Source organism: Bdellovibrio bacteriovorus (genome assembly GCF_048286975.1).
Taxonomy (GTDB): Bacteria; Bdellovibrionota; Bdellovibrionia; order Bdellovibrionales; family Bdellovibrionaceae; genus Bdellovibrio; species Bdellovibrio bacteriovorus_H.
Map to the genome: position 1 here is coordinate 470,312 of NZ_JBLVRT010000002.1, position 20,912 is coordinate 491,223.

Consider the following 20,912-nt stretch of genomic DNA (forward strand, 5'->3'; position numbering starts at 1 on the left):
TCTAAAGCCCCTTTCTGACAGAACGGGGCTTTTTCTTCTCGACAGTCCAGCAAATTCCGTGATTCATTCGGGGTGATTTCTTCATCAGGAGGTCACCATGTTTGAAACATTATGCGCAATGCTTGTGCCCTTTTGCATTCAGGCTTCGGATCCTGCCACCGACAGCTTAAAAAGTTACAACATTGATCCCCACAGCATCACTATTTCCGGTGTTTCCTCTGGCGGCTTTATGGCCGTGCAAATGGATGTGGCCTTTTCCTCGGTCTTTTCCGGAGCTGGTGCGATTGCTGGTGGCATTTACTGGTGCTCAGAAGGCGAATCTAAAAAAGCCCAATCCCAGTGCATGGGAAATCCTGATAAAATCGACAGCCGCTTGATGATTGAAAAGGCCCGTGAATTGTCAGCCCAGGGTGATATTGATTCTCTTGAAAACTTAAAAGATCACCGCATCTATATTTTCGCCAGCCCGAAAGATTCCGTAGTGAAACTGGGTAACAGCGACAAGCTGATTGAGTTTTACGAAAGCTATGTTCCTAAAAATCAAATCCATCGGGTGACGACTCCAGAAACCGCCCACGGCTTCCCGACCCTTTCCAGTGGTGGTCCATGCTCGATAGCCGCCCTGCCGTGGCTTTTGAAATGCAACTTTGATACAGCAGGCGACATTCTTTCGCACATGTATACGGATTTAAAACCGCGCGGGACAGCGGTGGCGGAAAATCTGCACAAGTTCCAGCAGTCCGATTTTGGTGACAGTAAAACGCCGCTTTATCGCGATGGCTGGATCTATGTTCCCGAAGCTTGCAAAAAAGGAGCTTCCTGCAAACTGCACGTGGCGTTGCATGGCTGCCAGATGAATCCGGATTTTATTCAAGATAAGTTTGCCACCCAGGCCGGATACAACGACTGGGCTGAAAGCAACAACATCGTTGTGCTGTATCCACAGTCGGCCCGCGACAGCCGCGGAAATCCTTATGCGTGCTGGGACTGGTTTGGCTTCACCGGACCTGATTACGTCAGCAAATCCGGCGCACAAATGTCGGCTCTGATGAAAATGATCGAACGCGTGCGCGGACTTTAATCCGCGCTTTCCGGAAATTCGGGTTCTTCCACATTTCTCATGTGATCTGCCAGACGCAGCAGTGAATGCAAAAGTTCACTGCGCAGCGGCTCGGCGATATTCACCTCATCAAAAGCCTGAACCATGCACATCATCCACTGATCGCGCTCAGACTTTCCAATCTTGAACGGAAAATGGCGCATGCGCAGTCTTGGGTGCCCGTATTTTTCCACGAACAACCCAGGTCCTCCCAGCCAACCGGACAAAAACATAAACAGCTTTTCCTCGGAACCTTGCAGGTTCCCTGGATGCATGTCGCGGATGCCTTTGGCTTCCGGAAGGGCTTCCATAATCTCATAGAATCTTTTGCACAGACGACGAAGGACTTCTTCGCCACCCAGCAATTGGTAGGGCTTTTTCTCTTCAGACATTACAAGAACTTACTACTCCCGGACCAAAGTATCAACTCGCTTCATTCTGAGACATCTTGAGACTTAATTGAGCCCGAGATTTCTTCAGATTCCCTGTAAAAAAGCCGATAAAAATGAACACGCCGTGGAGTCTAAGTTCATGAAAAAATTAAATATTCAGCAGGTCACTTCGATCCTTTCCATGCTCTTGTTATTGAGTGCCTGTGATCGAATGGCCGTGGAAGACAGCAAAGTCTCTTTGAAACTTCCAAAAACCGTTTCTGGAAAAGCCGGTGCCCAATCCGTTTCTGCGCTAAAGCACATTGCCGTGCAAGTCACCGCAGCGGATATGGCCGAGCCGGTCACGTTGATTTTGGATTCCCACGACAGTCAGTCTCTTCCCTCTGAGGTGACTCTGGAAATCCCTTCCGGTAACAACCGTCTGATTCAAGTGCTTGCGGCGTACGGCACTGGAAGCAATGATGACAATGCGATCATCTACTATGGCGATGTGACAAAAACTTTGATCGGCGGAACCGATTCAGCGGATGTGCCGTTGGATAACCTCAGCGGAACGCAACCCGAAGAAGAAGGTCGTGTGTACGGTCGCTACCTGACGGCTGCGAATCAAGGGCCTTCCGGGGAATTGAAGATGGTCTACCGCCCTGCTGGCAAGCCTGGCATTGTGGTGGATCGCCGTCACATTCTGGGTGGTTGGTTTGAAGCGACTGTTTTCAAAAACGTGGCTGTGGACTATGTCCTGCCCGACGGCTCATTGCTGGGAAATCAATGGACTTTGGATTCTTTGCCAGTTTCAAAACACCTGATGCGCATTCGTATGCCTGCTCATTCGGAGCGCAAGTGGGAGAACAACTCAAACTATTGGCAGGATCGTGGTATCGACAACAGATTTCTCGGGTTCTTTGCCGCTCAAGCGGCGCTGTTGGATGATAAAAAAGTCTGCTCTTTCAGCAAGACCACCAAAAACAATGGCGACGTCTATTTCGGGAACAAATACCTAAGTCACTCCGTTTTGGACATCATGCCAATCAAGGCTTTCTTTACAGGCACAACGCCGCAGGTGTCGGCGGGTTTTGCATCCATCATCGGAGGTATGGACATCACCGCCTGCTCTTCACTGCCATTGGCGGAAGAATTCAAGCGTTATCTGATTCTGGATAACTCGAGTTTCGGCAATGAGCTCTGGGAATCGATTGAAGGACTCTCTGGTTTGCGCCGGGGATTGGCGGCCGTCAGAGAAAAATCCACTGATGGAATTACAACTTATCGCAACACCTTCAAGCAGGGAGCCAATGCCAACGGGCCTTACTTTGAAGTCTCTCTTTTGCCGGGCCTTAAAGAGGCGGTCACAAGCTATCAAATCTATAAGTCAACCCAGAGCACCTACGCACCAATGGGGTATGACAATCGCTGTGAACCCGAAGAACTGAGTAAGCAAGGCTGGTCTTTACTAAGAACCAACTCACTTCCGGGCGGCCCCGGTGACTCCGCACAGTTCTCTATAGGCAATATTGGATTTACACCTGATCAATACACCAACTACATCATTTGCCTTAGCAAAAACAACATCCCTTTTGGCTCTCAGGTACCATTTAGCATGTGGTCCTTTTCCTCCCAGCCTCCTACAGGCATGAACCTGCATCTGGGCAGCAATCAATACAATCAATCCTCCCAACCTCTGGTCAATGAATGCCGCCGAATCGAAGTCACGCTGACAAGTTCTGCCGGAGGAATCTTAAATGCCAACGGAGTCACGGCAACAATCGATGCGGAAGGACAGTCCGTTCTGTACACCAATGCCACTTGCACCAGTACCAGCGCATCAACAATAAATGTGACCATGGCAGCAGGAAGTACCTTTGTCCACTTCTACACGAAAAGTGCCTCTCCGCTGTCTTACAACATCAGCGTAACCAGCAACTCAGCAGGCTTGACCCCGCCGGCTCCGCTTTATGTTTCAGTCACAGAGCCGCCGACCACCATTTATCAGATGGAAATGGCGATGAACTCTTCAAGTTGGTATTCAGGCACGACTGCCGAACTGAAGCTCTTCAAAAATGGCTGTTTCCCGATGATGGTGCGCCTGACAAACTCAGGTTATTCCGTCGAGTCCTCCGGGACAGTGGATCTTTTCTGGTATAAATTGGATGGAAGCACAGCTTACACTCCGCCAGCCGGCACGCGCCTGGTGAATAACTGCATCACCAAATCCCCTATCACCCAGCTAAGCTACAGCAATTCCGCTATCGCCGAATTTGCAATCGAAGTCGGTACTGAGATTCCAAACAACGCCACCTTAAAAGCCGAGGGCTTTGGCAACACCGTTCAAAGCACTATCAACAACTCTCCGCTGGTTCATCATTTGGCGGTGCGTTTGCCGGGCGGCTCGACTTCAACCCCTCCGGTGGGAAGCTGCCAGGCACTGGAGTTTGTTGCCAAAAATGCCTCAGACCAGGACGTGACAATTCCGGCCGGGCAGATTCTGAGATTTATGCCGACAACGATCATGCAAGGTTCGGGTTCCACCGCCCTTGTTGATTTCTATGACAGCAGCAGTTGCAGCTACAATTCCAACAACTACACAATGGCCGCAGGTGAAAGTGTCAAAACCATCTATATGAAGGCCAAAAGCCCTCAAACGGCAAATATCACCTATAGCTCTGAACATGCAGAACGAACTCAAGGTTACAATTCGGATCTGATCAGTAAACTGACCATCAATCCGGTGGTCATGCCTTTGCTTGTTCCGGTGCCGGATCCGATAGTTCTGGTTGGCAACTCGATCACGCTTTATATCCAGGGTGGTGTACCTCCGTACACTGTTCAAAAAACTTCGGGTGCAGCAAGCCACTACTATTCTGAGTACAGCAGTTCCATCTCTGTCACCGCCGAAGGGGTCGGGGCCATTCAACTGTCTGTGACCGACAGTATGGGAAATGTTCAGCTTATTAACTTAACAGGGCAATAAAAGAATACACAGCATGAAAACAGAAAAGATTAGCATCCTGATTGGCATCACCGTGTCGGCCCTCTTCATGTGGTTCGGGTTCCATTACTTCAAATACGTCGACACCCCCGCGATCCAGCGCCCCTACAGCCCCTTCCTGGAAGGCATTGAGGTTCTGGATCTGCGCTTTAACGATATCAAATACAAGCTCCGCCCCCCGTCACAAAGTCAGGCCCCCGTGGCGTTGATTGCGATTGACGATGCATCGGTGCGCGAAATAGGTCGTTTCCCATGGAGCCGTGAAATGGTCGCGGAGATGACTGACAACCTGCTGAAGCTTGGCGCCAAGTCCATCAGCTTCGATGTGATCTTTGCCGAACCAGAAACATCCAACCCACAGGCCGACACTGCCTTTGCCAAAGTGATCGCGGACAACCCGGATCGCATTGTTCTGGGAACTTTCAGTGAAAACCTGGTCGACTTCCAGCCTCATCAAGACCTTTGCGTGGCAGAAGCTTTTCTGGCCACTGGCGGAGACCAACTGGTTAAAATCAATCCCAGCTTTGCGATTGATGAAGAAACCCATGCTATCGATGACCTGAACTGGGCACCGCTCTTCACCGCCCTGTTTCAAACCATTCAGGATCGTGAACAAAATGACCTGCTAAAAAGCCTGGGAAAAAAATCCCCTGAAGACCTTTCAACGTTCCAAAAGAACAATCTAAAGGCCCGTCAGTCCATGGCGTTGTTTGAATACTGCAAAACCTGGCTGACCAAGCACGACATCTTCCTGTCGCCAGAAAATATCGGTCAGGTCGAAACGCTTTACCATGACGTTGTCGCCGAAGCTCCAGATTTGAAAAATCTGAAATTCGAAGACCTGCGTTCCCGCATTCGTAAAGCCTATAAAACCCATCCGATCCCGCAATACGGCGAATGGACTCCGAACACGCTGGAACTGCAAACTCCGGCGAACTACACCTCAAGCTTTATCGCACAGCTGGATGCCGATGGTTACGTTCGTCGTTATCCCCTGTTCTTCCGGTCCGGTCACAAACTGGGCACAAGCTTCATTCCTTCCATGGCCTTGCAAAGCTTCCTGCTGTCCGGCCCATATCGGGCTGAACTGAAAATGGCGACCGCCAAAGACGGCGAAAAAAGTCTGGAGCAGTTTAATATCTATGACACCTCCCAAGAACCGGAAGTCAAAATCGCAAGTTATCCAGTGGATGGATCAGGCCAGCTGTTGATCAACTATTATGGCCGTCAAATGTCCTTACCGTATGTTTCCGCCAAAGAGCTGTTCAATGACGAACCGACCGTGAAAGTCACCACCAGCGTGATGAATCAGGACTCCAAGCAGCTCGTGATCGAAACCAAAGAATACGACAAGAAAGAATTCTTCAAAGACCGCAGCCTGATCGTGGGTGCCACCGCTGTGGGCCTGTATGATCTGCGTAATACTCCGCTAGAAGCCAACTATCCCGGGCCAGAGCTGCATCTGACCATGCTGGCGAATCTTTTTGACAAACACTTCCTAAAACAGTGGAACCAAGAAGCCCAATGGCTTCCGGTGGTGCTGTTTGCGGGCGGAACCGCCTTGGCCGTCGCTTGGGCTTTGCTTGGATCGTTGTCATCCCTTCTGGGCTTTGTCGTCTTCATCCTTGCCCTGGGGGCCTTGGATCTATGGCTGTTTATCAAGAACAACTTATTGGTTCATTCCTTCCTGATTTATGCCTGTGCCTTTGTGGGCTTTGGTGCGATTCAGGTCTTTAAGTACTTCACGGAAGAAAAGAAAAAGAAGGAACTTAAGTCGACCTTCTCTAAATACGTCTCCCCGGCGGTCGTGGATGAACTATTAAAAGACGCCGCAAACCTGAAATTGGGGGGCCGTCGTGAGCGCATGACAGCGTTCTTCTCGGATGTTCGTGGATTCACGACAATTTCAGAGAAACTTCCGCCGGAAGAACTGTCCCGCGTGCTGAATCTTTATCTGACCCCCATGACCGATATCGTCTTTAAAAACAGCGGTACGCTCGACAAATACATGGGTGATGCGATCATGGCCTTCTTTGGTGCCCCGGTGAAAGACCCGAATCACGCCGCCCACGCCTGCCGTTGCGCTCTGGAAAGTCTGGTGAAACTGAAAGAACTGCAAAAAGAGTTCTCGGACAAGGGACTTCCGCACATCGATATCGGGATCGGCATCAACACCGGTGAAATGAGCGTGGGTAACATGGGCTCCAACATCGTTCAGAACTACACGGTGATGGGTGACTCAGTAAACCTGGCGTCCCGTCTTGAGGGGATTAACAAAGAATACGGCACTCGTATTGTGATCAGCGAATTCACCTACAATGACGTCAAAAGTGCCTTTACGGCCCGCGAAATTGACCGCGTGCGAGTCAAAGGCAAACTTGAACCCGTGCGCATCTTTGAACTGGTGTGCGAGGGCCCGGCCAAAAACAAAACCGCCGAATTAATGACATCGTTCCAGTCAGGATATGAACTGTATCATCAAAAACGCTTTGCCGAAGCCAAAGAGGTCTTTGAAAAAGCCCAAAGCAACTGGGGCTCGGAAGAACCCGTCAGTGAGCTTTATATTGAGCGCTGTCAGGAGTATCTGGATTCTCCGCCACCACAGGACTGGGATGGGGTTTACGTCATGAAAACAAAATAAAAGAAGCCACCTTCAAGGTGGCTTCTTCATTCCTACTTACCCAGAATACTGTGGGTGAAGGTGAAAAGACTGGTCACAACGAACTTGTTGTAATCGTAAGAATCCTCGTCCGAGTCCCCCACATTGTACTGCAGGCTTAGGAGCATGTTCACATTGCGCTTTAGATCCTTATTAAAGGCAGCTGTCACAATGGGGTTCGTATCAATACGCGGGCTTGTGGCTTCGTCATAGTTCTGACTGGAATACTCGCCACGCAGACTGCCATTGAACTTCCACCACGCCGGGAAGGCATAAGTCAGCCCCAGCGCCGAACGTTTATAGCGGTAGTTGCGCCCTTCTGCCTGATTGATCAGATAAGATGCATCCAGTGTCAGGGACTTTTCGCCCTTCAGATCCAGAATCCAGGTGGGCAACAGCGTGAATCCGTAACGAAGAGCGGTCTGGTCATCATCCCCTACCGAGGTTGCCAGCAGCGAACGCTCATGGGACACATCCAGTCGACCGGCCATCAAGACATCACTTTGAATCGGTGCTGACAACGTGGTGTTCACACCCAAAGAACTAATCGCTTCTTTGCGCGTACCGCCCGTCGGGCTCATAAAGATGCTCTTGTAAGTCGGCACAAGCTCCCAGTTCAAAGAGCGCTTGGCGTATTCAAATTCTTTATGGAACGGAAGGCTCAGGTCAATCTGCAAAGGGTCGGCCGTCTGCAAGGTCGCGTTGTCCTTAAAGCTTGTATCTGTACTATAATAATCCGAAACACCAACCTGGGTTCCAAAGTCCGAAGTCGGTGTGCGATTCCAAACGGCCAAAGCACTGGCACCAAAGTTCAAACGATAAGCCTTCACATCCGTGCTGACATTATTTTCCGCCACATTCAGAACGTTGCCATCATAGATGGCACCGATGAATCCGGTGAAACGGTACTTTTCTTTTTTACTTTCATAGAAAGACTGCATTTTGTCGATCTGAGCCAGCAGGTCTTCGGCTGCGCGGTCCATCTGCGGATCCTGAGAATTATCCAGCACGTATTCCATGCTGGTGCGGGCTTCCGGGAACTTCTGCTGCTGCATTTCGATATTGCCGGCAAAGAAGGATGCCGTCGGGCTTAGCGCCGGGTCATTTTCAGAGCGGATTTCAATCAGCTCTTTGCGGGCTTTGTCATAGTCTTTCAGCTTCAGATGATTCAGCGCCACGTAATAGTCTTTTTCCAAAGACATATCCATCGGCACATCCGCCATGGAAAGTGTCGCCAAAGACTTGTTGTAGTTGCCAACCTTGTACAAGGTCACGCCATAACGGTAATAATAAGAGTCTGATTCTGGATCCAGATCCACGGCGGCGGCGTACTTCTTTTCAGCCTCTTCGTAATTCTTTTGGGCATAGAACTTATCAGCTTCTTTAACCAAACCGATAGCTTCTTCTTTTTTGCGTTTTTTCTCTGCCGCACTCATTGCCGCTTGCTGTTCCAGCATGGCCGCTCTTTGTTTGGCCTGCTCTTCTTCCAGCATCAGCTGAGTTTTTTCCTGAACACGCTTCTGTTCACGATCCTGTTTTTCAAGTTTGCGGATATTTTGTGGAGACATCACCTGGGCCGCCGCCACCGGCTTTACCACCTGCTTCTTTTCATTGGCTGCCACAAACTTGGCCAGTTCATCAGCCGACTTGAAAAGCACAATGCGCTGAACAGTTTCACCCGGAATCGCATAAGCATAATAAGGTGGCTTTCCGGGGGCTGAAAACTCCAGCACACGCGGACGATTGTCGCCGATAAAGAACTGAATAATAAAGAACCCGGTCAGGGGACCGGCAGCGCCGCCACGGCGGTTCAGCATCACCTGGGCCATTTTGCCCGATTCGCTGTCGCGCACACGCAAGGGACGGGCGTCAGCCCCGCCCTCACTGTCCTGCAATTCAATTTCCAATGATTGTGTTTGAGAGATTCGTGCATCCAAAGCATAAGCCGAATTCACGATCAAGGTTCCTGCTAAACCCAAAGCTGCCAGTTTCATACGCTGCATTCTCGATGGTTGAAGTGGTTATTAACGCGGACGAGGTGTAATGACGACCTTGGTTTTACCGTTGATGGCACGATTGACGTCCTTCAATGTGTCCTGAGTCGGAGCTTTCACCACCGTTGGCGGAGCCACCACTGGAGCCGCGATCGGTTTGATTTCCTGAGCCATCCCCAGATCCATATCCTTGCTGTCGATCATCGACGTCGGTGCGGCTGGTTTGTCGGCGCCTGCAACCGGGGCTTCAGAAGCCACGTCACGGTTGTTAGCTCCGGCTTCAACTGCCGCAGTTTCAATTGGAGCCGTCACCGCGGATGCCACAGAATCCCCGTCGATTTGTTTCATTTCCTCTTTAGGAAGTGCTTTAGGTGGTTCTGGCGCCGCATTTGGAGCCGCCGTTGTCATCTCACCTTTTTTAACCATCACAGGGCTACCAACCATTTTACCTTGCGCATTCACTGCTGCCAAAGACACGGCCCCTTTGAAGGTCACAATCGAAGTCATCTGAGTTTTTACGTCAAATCCTGCCTGGAACTGAGTCCCACGCACACCCGCGACAGCGGTCGGAGTTTTGATCTGGAATTTGCTTTTTTCGCCATCATAAGTTTGTTCAACGTTACTGCGAATTTTACCGCCAGAAAGTTTGATCTCGACGTTCTTTTTGCCCGTGGCCGCGTCGTTCTGATATTGAGTGATTTCAATTGTTGTGTCCGGGCTGAGATTCAGAACGTTGCGGTCTGACATCACGATCTTGGCGCGAGAATCAGCGGCCGTAACGACCTTGTCGCCTTCATAAACCTTTGCGCCCACTTTAGCAGCAGCAGTTTTTCCCTCTGTGTGAATCTGCACACCGCCCTTCACTACCATAAAGACACCATACATTTTATCAGCGGCATGAACTTGAACGCACAATAAGAAACAAACAAAGCCAACGACTTTAGCCATTTACGCCATCCTCTAATTATTAAGTACCTCTATAGTTTAGATGAGAAATTCTTGGATTAGAAAAACACTTTGTCCCCCGTCTCGGTTTTAGACTGAGGTCTCAGACTCAACACTGGACGATGGGCGTGTTCGGTAATGTTTATTTCAAGCCTGAAATTTCCCAGACCCAAACAGAGATTTTAATGAATGCCTGAAAGTGGGACGTGATTTTAAGTATTTAGAGCCCCTGACAAAAAGCCGACAAGAACAGTATGAAAAAACATCATGTTATTCTGATTATGGCTCTTTGGGCGCTGACGGCGTGTGATCGTCTTTCTTTGGATGAATCTTCCAAAGTTAAGATCACCTTCCCCAGCACACAATCTCTGTCTTCCAAAGTCGAAGCCATGACCACGAGCGGAAGCACTCGCCCCGTACCAACGGGATTTACCGGTGATCGCCCCATCAACTGCTACATCATTGGTGCCAGTGGTCCTGAAGCAAACATGAGAAGAAACGTCTGCACTCGTGATGATGGCAGCATGACACCTAAATTTATCGGCGAATGGGTTGGTGGCGTGCCTGCTGGTGGTTCCATTACTATGGATGTCACCTCGGGCAAAGACCGCGTGATCACCGTCGTCGGCTTCTATGCTCCGGAAGGCACCTGCAAGGACTTTAAAGGAACTTCGGGTCCTGGTGATGCTTTGTCTCAGCCTTATATTTTGGGTGAAGTCGGCAAGCTGCTCTTGGTCGCTGGCGAAGAAAAGAAAATCGACATCGACATTACTTACGATCCGGAAAAGTGGTTTGATTCCTGTGATGGTCCCGATTTCCCGGATGACGGTCCCGGTGGTGGCGGCAGCGTCATTCCAACCGTCCTGGCAATTCAAAAAGATTACTTCCCTCCAAATACGCTGACGACCTATTCCTGCAGCAGTTTTGGAGTGGCGTTGCGTGATGCTCAGAATCGCGAAGGATCCTTGGCCACCGATACTGTGTTCTCAGTATCCGCCAATGGCTCACCGTTGGAAATCTATCCGTCTTTCAATGAGTGTCAGCAGAGCATCGGTGCCTACAGCACGGCCGTCATCCCTGCAGGACAGTCCTTCAAAGATGTCATCGTAAAGGCGCCGGACACACCGGGGGCCTTGGTTATTGCCACCACAGTTGTGTCATCATCAGCGGTACTAAGCACTCCAACGGCGAACTTCCAAAACGTCGGATCCGGCGATAAAGGTTTTGATCTCGTGGGTGCTCGCTCAATCCTTGCTGACCTTTGTTATCCATTTACCATCAAACGCCGCTATGTCACAGGAACTGATGAGTACAGCTCCTTTGCGGCCACGATCACACTGGCACCTTCCAGTGGGCTGACCGTCTACGGTGATTCAAATTGCTCGTCATCGATCACAACCGCGACAATTTCAGCTCATACCTATGGCACAAATGTGTTCCTGAAAATGACCGGCGCTCAAGGGCAAAACACCCTGACCATGTCCGGCTCAGGTTACCTGACTCTGACTCAGTCTGTTTACCGTGGTGGCGGAACGAACGTTCCGTTTGGTTTTGAAGTTCGCGGTCACCGTGATGGCCCAACTCGCGGCCAGTGTTACAACTCGGCTTATGAGGCCGTACTGGTGAACGCTCAGCACACGGCCGTTATGGCTCCGACTCAGATGCCGGTCGTTCTGGGTTCGGGTAACACAGAGTTTTACAACGAAAGCAGTTGTATGACGACACCAAGCCCGAACATGACCTTGTACGGTGGTCAGTACTCACTGCCGTTCTATATCAAAACCATGCAGCCCATCTCCCTTCCATTAAGCGCCAGTTCTCCCGGTCTTAACAATGGTGTTTACAACATCAACGTTCGCGGTCCGTTGGCGATGGGTGCTGAAAACATCAACGTGTCTCCGTTCAATGGGGCCTGCGCGAAAGTTCCTTACGGCACCTTCTGCTGGGGTAACAACAACGGCGGTCGCATCCTGAATGGGGCCTCTAACATTCCTGCTTATGTAAATCCAGCCGGTGTTGACTGGAGTTACATCAAAATGGGGACCGACTTTGGCTGTGGTCTTTCCATGGCTGGCGACATCAAGTGCTGGGGGCAGAATGCTCAGGGTCAGGTCGGTAACGGCACGACAGCAACTGTCACTTACCCTGAAGCGCTGGCTGGTGGCGACTATTACATGCAACTGTCAGTCGGGAATATGCATTCCTGTGCGATCACGAACTCGAATGTCCTGAAATGCTGGGGCTCCAACAGTGCGGGACAACTGGGTGATGGAACGACTGTTTATCGCAGCACTCCGGTCATAATTGATGCCGGAACCACCTATAGATTTGTCTCAACAGGGGCCTCCCACACCTGCGCTATCACCACCACCGATCAGTTGAAGTGCTGGGGTAACAACCTGGGTGGCAAACTAGGGAACGGGACAACCTCTTCTTCTCTTTATCCCGTGTTGATCGACTCAGGAGTTCAATACTCCACCGTATCTGCTGGTTCAACGAGCACATGCGGTATCACTAACACCAATGCGTTGAAGTGCTGGGGTGAAAACAGCTTTGGTAACGTCGGGAACGGCACATCCGGCAACAATGTCACCTCCCCTGTGAATGTGGATGCAGCAACAACCTACACGGCGATTTCAGTTGGCGAGCAAATGGCCTGCGGTATCGGCAGCGGCCTGGTGAAATGCTGGGGCTTGAATTCCAATGGCCGCCTGGGCCTTGGCGCTGCCGCCGGAAATCAAACCGAACCGGTTCCAGTTTCCATGCTTTCAGCATGGGGCTCCCCGATTCAGGTATCCACGGGATCTGGTACAACCTGTGCCACCACCTCCAGCCGCGTGGTCTGCTGGGGTGAAGGCATGGAAGGCGAACTGGGTGTGAACACACCGATGAACGCCAATACTCCTATGGAGCTGATCTATTAAATTCTGCCCTGTCCACTTTCTGGACAGTCCGGCAATTACTTCATCCCCTGCCCGGCGCAGTTGATATTCCGCCTGTGAATATGGAAACTGCCCGGATCACAGGGGATGAGCCATGTTAAGACCTCACATCATCGGCGTCGCTGGCGGCAGCGGTTCCGGAAAAACACATTTCGCCAAAGAACTGCAACAGCTATTGGGCGAAGACAACTGCTCCATCATCTATCAGGACAATTACTACATCGATCAATCCGCTAAATTTGACGGCGATGGTGGCTCGGTGAACTTCGACCACCCTTCCAGTCTGGATTTCGGTCTTTTGGCCGAAGGACTGCGCGCCCTGAAATCCGGTCAAAAACTAAACATCCCTATTTATGATTTCGTGACCCATTCCCGCAAAAAAGAAACCCTGCTGGGTGAACCCAAAAAAGTCATCATTATCGACGGCATTCTGATTTTACATTCTCTGGAAGTGCGCGCAGAACTGGATGAAGCCATCTTCTTTGATACCCCTGAAGAACTGCGGTTCGAACGCCGCCTGAAGCGTGACGTGCACGAACGTGGCAGAACTCCGGACGGTGTGCGCAAACAATTCGAACTGCAAGTGCGCCCGATGCACAATCAGTTCGTGGAACCTTCCAAAGACCACGCTCACACGGTGATCAAAGACCTGGGTGATTACAGCCAGGCCTTACATATCTTCCGTCAGAAACTATCCCAAAAGTTTTTGCAATAGTTGAGACCTGACAACCAACTGGACCCTTACCCGGTGACAGTTGGCAGGATTCGCAAGCCAGCATACCCAACAAAGCCGCCCGCCCCTACCCTGATTTCACAAGGGGGCCCCGGGTGAAATCAAACTTTTCACGACGATCCTTTCTTAAGTCATCTCTGGCTGCCAGTGCACTGGGTTTCTTTCGCGGTGAAAAAGCCGAAGCCGAGCCCAGAACCCAAGACGTCAATCTGACCATGAACTACACGCGCCTGGCAGAGTCCGCGGACGAGCTTGAAAACTTCTACGAAGTTCTGATCATTGGCTCAGGATATGGCGGCTCCGTGATGGCGGCGCGCCTCAGCCGCCATCATCAGGTCGCCCTCTTAGAGCGTGGCCGTGAATGGGTCCCCGGAGAGTTCCCGGAAACATTTCAGCAAATGAAATCCAACCTGTACTGCGAAAGCCATCCCCTGGGACTTTATTCCTATCACACCCACCGCGACATTGACGTCATGTGCGGCAGTGGCCTTGGCGGTACCTCGCTTATCAATGCCGGTGTCGTGATTGCTCCAGACCGTGAACTGTTTCAGAAGAAAGGCTGGCCCGAAGAAATTAAAGAATCCGCCCAAAAGGGTCATTTTGAAAGTTACTATCGCCGTGTCGAGAACATGCTTAACGCTCAATCCTACGACCCCGGCCGCATGCGCATTCATAAAGCCAACAACCTGAAAAACAGCAGCGATCAACTGGGTGATCCTTTTCGCTGGGCCAACATCGCCGTCAATATTCATGGCAGCCACCGCACCCCCCTGGGGGATCGCCAGCCCAAATGTCATATGTGTGGAAACTGCAGCACAGGATGCAACACCGGTGCAAAGAACACCCTGAACATGAACTATCTTCCCTTGGCCAAGAAAAATGGGGCTCGCATCTTTACCCAGATGCAAGTCAGTCATATCGAAAGAAACCGTCAGGGAAATTATCTGATCCGGGGCACACGCGTCAGTGGGCGCGACAAACAGCCCTTCTGTATCGAAGCCCGCAACGTGATTGTTTCGGCGGGCACCATGGGCTCAAATCAGATTCTGCTTCGGTCGCAGAAATGGGGGCACCTGCAGCTGTCCCCTCTGCTGGGCCGGCATTTTTCTGGCAATGGCGACTTGCTGGGACTGGGCTTCAATGGCCGCCTATCCACCGACATGCTTGGCAACAGCACTGCTCGCATCTATCGACCGGACATGCTTTCTGGTGCGACCATCTATGGGATCGCCGAGTACCGTCAGCGCAAAAATGTCTTTGAGCGATATCTGATTGAAGAAGGCAACATCCCTGGCGCCCTGGTGCAAATCGCCAGACGCCTGACCACTTTCGTCAAAGCCCAGACATCGCCGTCAAAAATCTATCGGGCGTGGATTGATTTCATCAACAGCAAGGATGTGGAAAAAGGTTCGCTGAACCATTCCATGGTGTATTTCGGAATGGGCCATGACCGGGCCGAAGGCCGCCTGCAACTGGATCACGCCAATCGTGCGGTGGTTCACTGGCCGGGAGTACAGCAAGATCCGATATTCAAACGCATAATCGCCAAAATAAAGCAGCATGTTGCCGTCAATGACGCCACCTACGTCAAAAATCCACGCTCCACAATTCTGGGCGGCAATAATTTGATCACAGTGCACCCGCTCGGAGGCTGCGGCATGGGTGATTCAGTTCAGAATGGCGTCGTCAATCATCTGGGGCAAGTCTTTCACCGGGACGGGTCGCTGTACCCGGGATTGTTTGTCATGGATGGATCGGTGATTCCAACCGCCGTGGGTGTGAACCCTCTGTTGACGATTTCCGCCCTCGCGGAAAGGGCCGCTGAAAATATGGAGCTGCGCTAGCAGTCCCAATGAAAGCGAAATGAGCCCTGTCTTGAGCGTTTTTTGAGCATTTTATTTCTTATTTGCCAAAGCTCTGATGCAATTACGCGGAATTTGCCGTATTCTTATGGAAGGTACTCAAACTTCAACGGAAGGATGAGATATGGCACAAAGAAAGCCCTCCGCTGCGGGAGTCGCAAATACTCTGCTGGATCTGGTCAGTCAGATCCCCGCCTCCACGCATAAGGTTTCAAACACTCCCGTCAAAGACTCTGCACAAGTGATCAAGTCAGCCTCATTGCGTGCCGCCAGTGTTTCAGCGGCCTTGGCCATTCCGCCAGGCCCTCTTGGCATGGTGACGATCCTGCCGGATTTGATTTTGATCTGGAGAATTCAGGCCCAGATGGTTTCAGATATTGCGGCCATCCATGGCAAAACAGGATTTTTGACCAGAGAGGCCTTGTTGTTTTGCCTGTTCAAACACGGCGCAACCCAGCTTTTCCGCGACATCGTCGTGCGCGTCGGTGAACGCTATGTTTTACGTAAAACCAGCCTGCGCATGGTGCAAAGATTGTGTGAAAGATTGGGCCTTCGGGTGACTCAACGAATGCTGGGCGCAAGCATCTCGCGCTGGATTCCGGTGGCCGGAGCCGTTGCCGTCGGCTGGTATACACGCTATGATACAAAACAAGTAGGTCAGTCGGCTTTGGACTTGTTTTCCAAAGACATCGATACCGACGAATTGAAAGATGTCACCGAGTCAGAAAGGAATCTGCCTTGAATAAAATCACCCTGTTGTCCTTGATCTGTCTTTCCTTGTGGGGCTGCGCCCACAGTGAAACAACACCTGAGGAGACCAGCATGCAAAACACCTCCGCCCCGGCTGCCAACTTCAAAGACATCCGCTGGGAACTTGTCGAGCTGATGGGTCAACCCGTGAAATACGCCAACGCTGATTCGCAAAAAGTTTATATTCAGTTTAACGGTGGTGACAATCGCGTGAACGGAAGCGACGGCTGCAACAGCTTCACCGGAGCATATGAAGAAACTCCAGGTCAGCGCCTGTTCATATCAAAACTCGCCTCCACGAAAAAATTCTGCGTGAAAATGCCGACGGAAGATAATTTCGCCGAAGTTCTGCAGGGCGTGGATAACTACACCGTGGATGGAGACAGCTTAAGCTTAAACAAAGCCCGTATGGCTCCACTGGCTCGATTTAAAGCCGTCAGCAAATGAAACTTTCGTTGATTCTGCTCGGTGCGGCCTTCCTGGCTACACCGCCTCTGCATGCTCAATCCCCTTTCACGGCCCACAAGGGACGCGAAGTGGTCTATCAGGGGTTGACCGAAGACTTCGTTCCCTTCAACTATCAGGAAAATGGCGAAGTCAAAGGCACGGCCACCGAAGTGGCGAAGGAAGCTTTTAAGCGCGCAAAGATCAAAGCCACTTTCACAGTCTGGCCCTGGGCCCGCGCCTATAAAGCCGCATTGGAAAAACCCAAACACTTTGTCTATTCCACTTCACGCACTCAAGAGCGCGAAAAGCTCTTTAAATGGGTCGGCCCCATCGTGAAAGATGAAGTTCATCTGGCCTGCCTGCAGAACGCTGACTATCAACCCCACGCGGATTTCACCACCTTCAAAGCCCATAGCGTCGCGGGTCAGTATGGAGACGCCCCAATAGAATTTTTAAAAAAGCACGGCTTTAAAGTGACGATCTATCGTGAAGAGGACGAACGCATGCAAGCCTTCAAAAAAGGCCGCATTGCGCTGGATATTGTGACGACGGGCAGTCAAAAATCCTATGAGAACAAGTGGAACGTCAAATACAAGAAGCTGGCTTACTTGTATGCCACAGATTACTGGCTGGCATTCCATCCCAGTACGCCTGATTCTGTTATTGAGGCCTTGAACGGTGCATTGGAGTCCATGCGCAAAGATGGCACACTAAAAAATATCACCGCTAAGTACTAGCTTCCGTGGTCTTGATATGATTTAAATGTTCCATGAGTACTGAATCCAAATGCCCAAAATGCAATTCCGAACATATTTACCAAGACGGCAACCTTTGGGTCTGCCCAGAATGCGCCCACGAATGGAGCGCCCACGCTGCAGAAGCTCCGATGGAAGAAGCCGTCGATGATGGTGTTATCAAAGATGCCAACGGCAACATCCTTCAAGATGGTGACACTGTTGTAGTAATCAAAGATCTGAAAATCAAAGGATCTTCATCCGTCGTCAAAGTTGGAACCAAAGTAAAAAACATCCGCCTGCAATCCGGCGGAGATGGTCACGACATCGCCTGCAAGATTGATGGCTTTGGTGCCATGAATCTGAAGTCTGAATTCGTAAAGAAGGCCTGATGACCAAGATTCTGATTCTGACGGCCATGAAAGAAGAGCTCAAGGACGTCGCGGGCCTGCCCTCAACGCCCACGGCTTCTTTGGCACCTTTTGCGACCCCCGTGTGGAAGCTGCAAAAAAATGAATCAGAAATTCTTATCGCTCAGACTGGCATTGGTCCCATCAATGCCAGCTCGGTTCTGACGTCTTTCTTAAGCAACTATAAATTGGATGTCGTCATGTTGCTGGGTTTGGGTGGAGCTATCGACCCAGAGCTAAAGCTTGGCGATATTTGCATCGCCACGGACGTCATTCAGCACGACGCCATTTGTTCCTCCAACCATGGATTAGAGTACATGGCCAGTGGTGACCTGCACCTGTCGTTACCTCCGGAAAAGCGCAAATCGCTTAAGATCAAAGCCTCGACACAATGGAATCAGAAGATCGACACACTATTGAAGAATAGCCCCTACGCTGTTCACCATGGCACTGTTTTATCTGGATCTGAATTTGTCGGCGGCACGGTTCGCAAGGACTTGCTGAAACGCACGTTTGCTGATGCGTTGCTGGTCGACATGGAGGCTTGCTCCATCGCTTATCTTTGTGAAAAAGCCCAGGTGCCTTTTGTCATCGTCAAAACTGTGGCTGACACCACTCACAGCAAGCCCACTGATGAATACGTCAACTTCCTGACTTCCAGTCAGAAAAAAACCGCCGATATCATCGACGGCCTTTTAAGCTGATCATCCCAATTCTACATCCGCCATCGGGGCCGATGGCATGGCTGCCCCGCCTTCAACGCCGAAGTGCGCTGGCATCTTGTGTTCGGTCTTGATCCATACAGGACGCTCGCCGGTTCTTTGGCTTTGCCTGAACATACGATGTGCCTTCAATGACGCCAAAAGGTTGACGACATTAGCCAGCACCCAGCGCACCGGCACCATCAGGGCCTGACTGAAATCATTCACCCGAGTCACCGCACGCATTCTTTGCAGAATACGAAGACCCATGGCCACCGCATTAAAACTCAAAAGTGCCACAAAGAACTGACTTTGCAGCAGGCTTGGCGTTGCCTCCCCTTGCAGGCGCAGGACCAGCATCCCCAGCAGAACCAAAATAGAAAGTAAAACCAGAATGCTGTTCGCCGGTCCTTTTCGATCCCGCAACAGGAAGTACCTGTCCACCAACGTTCCACCCCATTGAAGGTTGTGAAAGCCCTGATAGGCAATCCCCAGGGTCCATCGTGATTTCTGACGGACGCTCGCCATAAAGTGGCTGGGGAAATATTCCCGGGTCGCGATAAACTCTTTTTGCCCATCCGGCTTCACCAGTTCAGCACAGACGAAACGACTTATAAAGCCCATGGGTTTGGCGATAATTCCCAGATGATAGTCTTCAGTCAAAGTGTCTTCTTTTAAAAGCTGTCCATTCTGACGTTCAATCATACCCGTCACCAGATTGCGCGACATACAAGTCCCCACTCCGGCCGAAGGAATGGCTGCGCCCAGCTCTTGTCGCACTAAAAGATCCTTGGTGTGCGCTTCACTGAATTCGTCAATATAAATGCCCCCGACTAAAGAGGACTTGGGCACATCAAATGAAAATACCGGGATCTGAATGAAGTCAGCGTCACGGCTGTGATAGTTCATCAAGGTGAATGCGTGAGGGTGCAATACATCCTCTGAATCCTGCAGCAAAAAAAGATCCATCGCCTGCCCGGTGGTCTTTTCAGACTGAATAATCTGCCGGGCAATCTCATTCAGCATCTGCCCCTTGGAGGTTGGTCCCGCCTGGGTGTTTACAACTACGACAACTTTGTCCGGAAAGAGGCGCTCAAGTTTACTGGCCTCTTCCCATGTTGCTGTGTCGTTGGGGTAAACACCCAGAAAGAACTTATAATTCTGATATTCAATACCTTGTACATTCCCTCGGATCATCGGCCCGATAACGTCGGCTTCTTTCCAATTGGCGATCATGATGGCGATATGCTTTTGTTTCAGCGACTTCATCGTCAACAACGTCGAATGCCCAATACGCTGAGGCCTAAGCCCTCGCAGCAAAGCCACCAGATCAATAAACAAATCATCCAAAACAAAGACCGTCGTCGCCAGCACCACCAGCCACGTCAAGAGCGAGAAGGCATCGTGATATTCCCAAGTCCACGGCATCAGAAGATTCCTCCGACGACCAGAAGACCTTCAAGTTCTCCGCTGTGTGTGTGCTTTTCCAACGGGTGAAACAACAGGGCCGACATATTCCAGGAGTTTTCAAACCATCCTGTGCGCCCACCCACACGCCATTCCGTCATGGTCGGCCCCAAATCAGCACTGCGACTTTCACGTGCATAGAATTCACCATAAGCGTCCACTTTTAGCTTCATTAGCGGCGACCAACGATAGCCCTGCTTCACCCAGGCCATAGACACCGGCGTGGAAGACAGGCGCGGCACATAGGATGCTTCCCCATAGACATCAGTGAAGACCTGCGGAACCGGCCAGCTAAAGAAATATCCCGCTGCTGCGACCATGCGCGGATCCCATGTTGTAGCCGCCGGTTGTTCGTCATTGCCGACAACCGTGCGATAACCCACCTGGGCCCCGACACTCATCCACTCGACCGGACGAAGCTGCAACCCCACCTGCGGGTTCACCGTGTTATCATAGTACTTGGCTTTCGCTCCGGAGGATTGATACTGAATATTGGCACCCAAGTACGCTGCGACCTTCGCCGAAAGAATCTCAGCAATTGGATGGTAATAGCGAAGGCGCGTGTCGGTGACGAAATCATAGTCGTAAAAATAGCTGCTTTCAGAATAAAGTTCGACAAAGCCCTTCGGTGCAGGCTTTGCACTCATCACCATTTTCTCGGCCAGCACATCCTTGGCTTCATCCGCTTTTGCAGTTGCACAACACATAGATGTAATTACAAAAAGTGAACATATATAACGAAACGTCATCCGCAATTCCTTCGCAAAGAGTTCGTGGGAAGGTAGACGGTA

The 20,912-nt window shown here is 50.9% G+C and carries 16 protein-coding genes; 11 read left to right on the plus strand and 5 right to left on the minus strand.

Translation table 11 applies throughout. From position 1 onward, the window contains the following. The first annotated feature begins 97 nt into the window (after positions 1–97). Entirely contained in the window at positions 98–1,081 is a 984-nt protein-coding gene (locus ACNQKP_RS10390) for a PHB depolymerase (RefSeq protein ID WP_417864655.1), read from the plus strand. Here ACNQKP_RS10390 and ACNQKP_RS10395 read toward each other — a convergent pair. After that, positions 1,078–1,491: a group II truncated hemoglobin gene (locus ACNQKP_RS10395; RefSeq protein WP_417864657.1), complete on the minus strand. Its 414-nt coding sequence runs from the start codon at positions 1,489–1,491 to the stop codon at positions 1,078–1,080. The two genes, ACNQKP_RS10390 and ACNQKP_RS10395, sit on opposite strands and share 4 nt — an antisense overlap. Before the next feature lie 139 nt (positions 1,492–1,630). Here ACNQKP_RS10395 and ACNQKP_RS10400 point away from each other — a divergent pair, with 139 nt between their 5' ends. Both ACNQKP_RS10400 and ACNQKP_RS10405 read left to right on the plus strand, forming a co-directional pair. Next, the gene (locus ACNQKP_RS10400) at positions 1,631–4,459 is read left to right on the plus strand and encodes a hypothetical protein (RefSeq protein ID WP_417864659.1); all 2,829 of its coding nucleotides are present in this window, start codon (positions 1,631–1,633) and stop codon (positions 4,457–4,459) included. Between the two features lie 13 nt (positions 4,460–4,472). Then, on the plus strand, positions 4,473–7,118 hold the full coding sequence (locus tag ACNQKP_RS10405; protein ID WP_417864661.1) for a CHASE2 domain-containing protein: 2,646 nt from the start codon (positions 4,473–4,475) through the stop codon (positions 7,116–7,118). Positions 7,119–7,150: 32 nt separating this feature from the next. On the opposite strand, the gene ACNQKP_RS10410 is transcribed toward ACNQKP_RS10405, so the two are convergent. Together ACNQKP_RS10410 and ACNQKP_RS10415 are read right to left on the minus strand one after the other, a co-directional pair. Continuing rightward, positions 7,151–9,130 (minus strand): tetratricopeptide repeat protein, encoded by a 1,980-nt coding sequence (locus ACNQKP_RS10410; RefSeq protein WP_417864663.1) that lies wholly within the window; start codon positions 9,128–9,130, stop codon positions 7,151–7,153. A 30-nt stretch (positions 9,131–9,160) separates the two neighbouring features. Continuing rightward, a complete protein-coding gene (locus ACNQKP_RS10415) occupies positions 9,161–10,078 on the minus strand; it encodes a FecR family protein (RefSeq protein WP_417864665.1) in 918 nt (305 codons plus the stop codon). Positions 10,079–10,329: 251 nt separating this feature from the next. Here ACNQKP_RS10415 and ACNQKP_RS10420 point away from each other — a divergent pair, with 251 nt between their 5' ends. From ACNQKP_RS10420 to mtnN, 8 genes are all read left to right on the plus strand, one after another. Continuing rightward, a complete protein-coding gene (locus ACNQKP_RS10420; RefSeq protein WP_417864667.1) occupies positions 10,330–12,999 on the plus strand; it encodes an RCC1 domain-containing protein in 2,670 nt (889 codons plus the stop codon). Between the two features lie 112 nt (positions 13,000–13,111). After that, the gene (gene udk / locus ACNQKP_RS10425; protein ID WP_417864669.1) at positions 13,112–13,732 is read left to right on the plus strand and encodes a uridine kinase; all 621 of its coding nucleotides are present in this window, start codon (positions 13,112–13,114) and stop codon (positions 13,730–13,732) included. Between the two features lie 113 nt (positions 13,733–13,845). Further along, positions 13,846–15,594 carry a GMC family oxidoreductase N-terminal domain-containing protein gene (locus ACNQKP_RS10430; RefSeq protein ID WP_417864671.1) on the plus strand — a complete coding sequence of 583 codons (1,749 nt, stop codon included), beginning with the start codon at positions 13,846–13,848 and terminating at the stop codon, positions 15,592–15,594. Positions 15,595–15,736: 142 nt separating this feature from the next. Further along, complete coding sequence (locus tag ACNQKP_RS10435) at positions 15,737–16,354, plus strand: hypothetical protein (RefSeq protein ID WP_417864673.1); 618 nt, start codon at positions 15,737–15,739, stop codon at positions 16,352–16,354. 80 nt (positions 16,355–16,434) lie between these two features. Next, positions 16,435–16,809 (plus strand): META domain-containing protein, encoded by a 375-nt coding sequence (locus tag ACNQKP_RS10440; protein ID WP_417864675.1) that lies wholly within the window; start codon positions 16,435–16,437, stop codon positions 16,807–16,809. Further along, positions 16,806–17,546, plus strand: coding sequence for a substrate-binding periplasmic protein (locus ACNQKP_RS10445; RefSeq protein WP_417864677.1), 741 nt, complete (start codon positions 16,806–16,808; stop codon positions 17,544–17,546). The genes ACNQKP_RS10440 and ACNQKP_RS10445 overlap by 4 nt, the downstream gene beginning before the upstream one ends. 32 nt (positions 17,547–17,578) lie before the next feature. Then, positions 17,579–17,935: a zinc ribbon domain-containing protein YjdM gene (locus ACNQKP_RS10450; protein WP_417864679.1), complete on the plus strand. Its 357-nt coding sequence runs from the start codon at positions 17,579–17,581 to the stop codon at positions 17,933–17,935. Further along, positions 17,935–18,657 (plus strand): 5'-methylthioadenosine/S-adenosylhomocysteine nucleosidase, encoded by a 723-nt coding sequence (gene mtnN, locus ACNQKP_RS10455; RefSeq protein ID WP_417864680.1) that lies wholly within the window; start codon positions 17,935–17,937, stop codon positions 18,655–18,657. The genes ACNQKP_RS10450 and mtnN overlap by 1 nt, the downstream gene beginning before the upstream one ends. Here the strand turns inward: mtnN and ACNQKP_RS10460 are convergent, their stop codons facing one another. Together ACNQKP_RS10460 and ACNQKP_RS10465 are read right to left on the minus strand one after the other, a co-directional pair. Further along, on the minus strand, positions 18,658–20,082 hold the full coding sequence (locus tag ACNQKP_RS10460; RefSeq protein WP_417864681.1) for a glycosyltransferase: 1,425 nt from the start codon (positions 20,080–20,082) through the stop codon (positions 18,658–18,660). Beyond that, positions 20,082–20,828: a hypothetical protein gene (locus tag ACNQKP_RS10465; RefSeq protein WP_417864682.1), complete on the minus strand. Its 747-nt coding sequence runs from the start codon at positions 20,826–20,828 to the stop codon at positions 20,082–20,084. Before ACNQKP_RS10465 ends, ACNQKP_RS10460 begins: the two co-directional genes overlap by 1 nt. Positions 20,829–20,912: the final 84 nt, after the last annotated feature.

Coding starts and splice junctions, on each gene's coding strand:
- ACNQKP_RS10390 (WP_417864655.1), top strand. CDS start 98: ATGTTTGAAACATTATGCGCAATGCTTGTGCCCTTTTGCATTCAGGCT.
- ACNQKP_RS10395 (WP_417864657.1), bottom strand. CDS start 1,491: ATGTCTGAAGAGAAAAAGCCCTACCAATTGCTGGGTGGCGAAGAAGTC.
- ACNQKP_RS10400 (WP_417864659.1), top strand. CDS start 1,631: ATGAAAAAATTAAATATTCAGCAGGTCACTTCGATCCTTTCCATGCTC.
- ACNQKP_RS10405 (WP_417864661.1), top strand. CDS start 4,473: ATGAAAACAGAAAAGATTAGCATCCTGATTGGCATCACCGTGTCGGCC.
- ACNQKP_RS10410 (WP_417864663.1), bottom strand. CDS start 9,130: ATGAAACTGGCAGCTTTGGGTTTAGCAGGAACCTTGATCGTGAATTCG.
- ACNQKP_RS10415 (WP_417864665.1), bottom strand. CDS start 10,078: ATGGCTAAAGTCGTTGGCTTTGTTTGTTTCTTATTGTGCGTTCAAGTT.
- ACNQKP_RS10420 (WP_417864667.1), top strand. CDS start 10,330: ATGAAAAAACATCATGTTATTCTGATTATGGCTCTTTGGGCGCTGACG.
- udk (WP_417864669.1), top strand. CDS start 13,112: ATGTTAAGACCTCACATCATCGGCGTCGCTGGCGGCAGCGGTTCCGGA.
- ACNQKP_RS10435 (WP_417864673.1), top strand. CDS start 15,737: ATGGCACAAAGAAAGCCCTCCGCTGCGGGAGTCGCAAATACTCTGCTG.
- ACNQKP_RS10440 (WP_417864675.1), top strand. CDS start 16,435: ATGCAAAACACCTCCGCCCCGGCTGCCAACTTCAAAGACATCCGCTGG.
- ACNQKP_RS10445 (WP_417864677.1), top strand. CDS start 16,806: ATGAAACTTTCGTTGATTCTGCTCGGTGCGGCCTTCCTGGCTACACCG.
- ACNQKP_RS10450 (WP_417864679.1), top strand. CDS start 17,579: ATGAGTACTGAATCCAAATGCCCAAAATGCAATTCCGAACATATTTAC.
- mtnN (WP_417864680.1), top strand. CDS start 17,935: ATGACCAAGATTCTGATTCTGACGGCCATGAAAGAAGAGCTCAAGGAC.
- ACNQKP_RS10460 (WP_417864681.1), bottom strand. CDS start 20,082: ATGCCGTGGACTTGGGAATATCACGATGCCTTCTCGCTCTTGACGTGG.
- ACNQKP_RS10465 (WP_417864682.1), bottom strand. CDS start 20,828: ATGTGTTGTGCAACTGCAAAAGCGGATGAAGCCAAGGATGTGCTGGCC.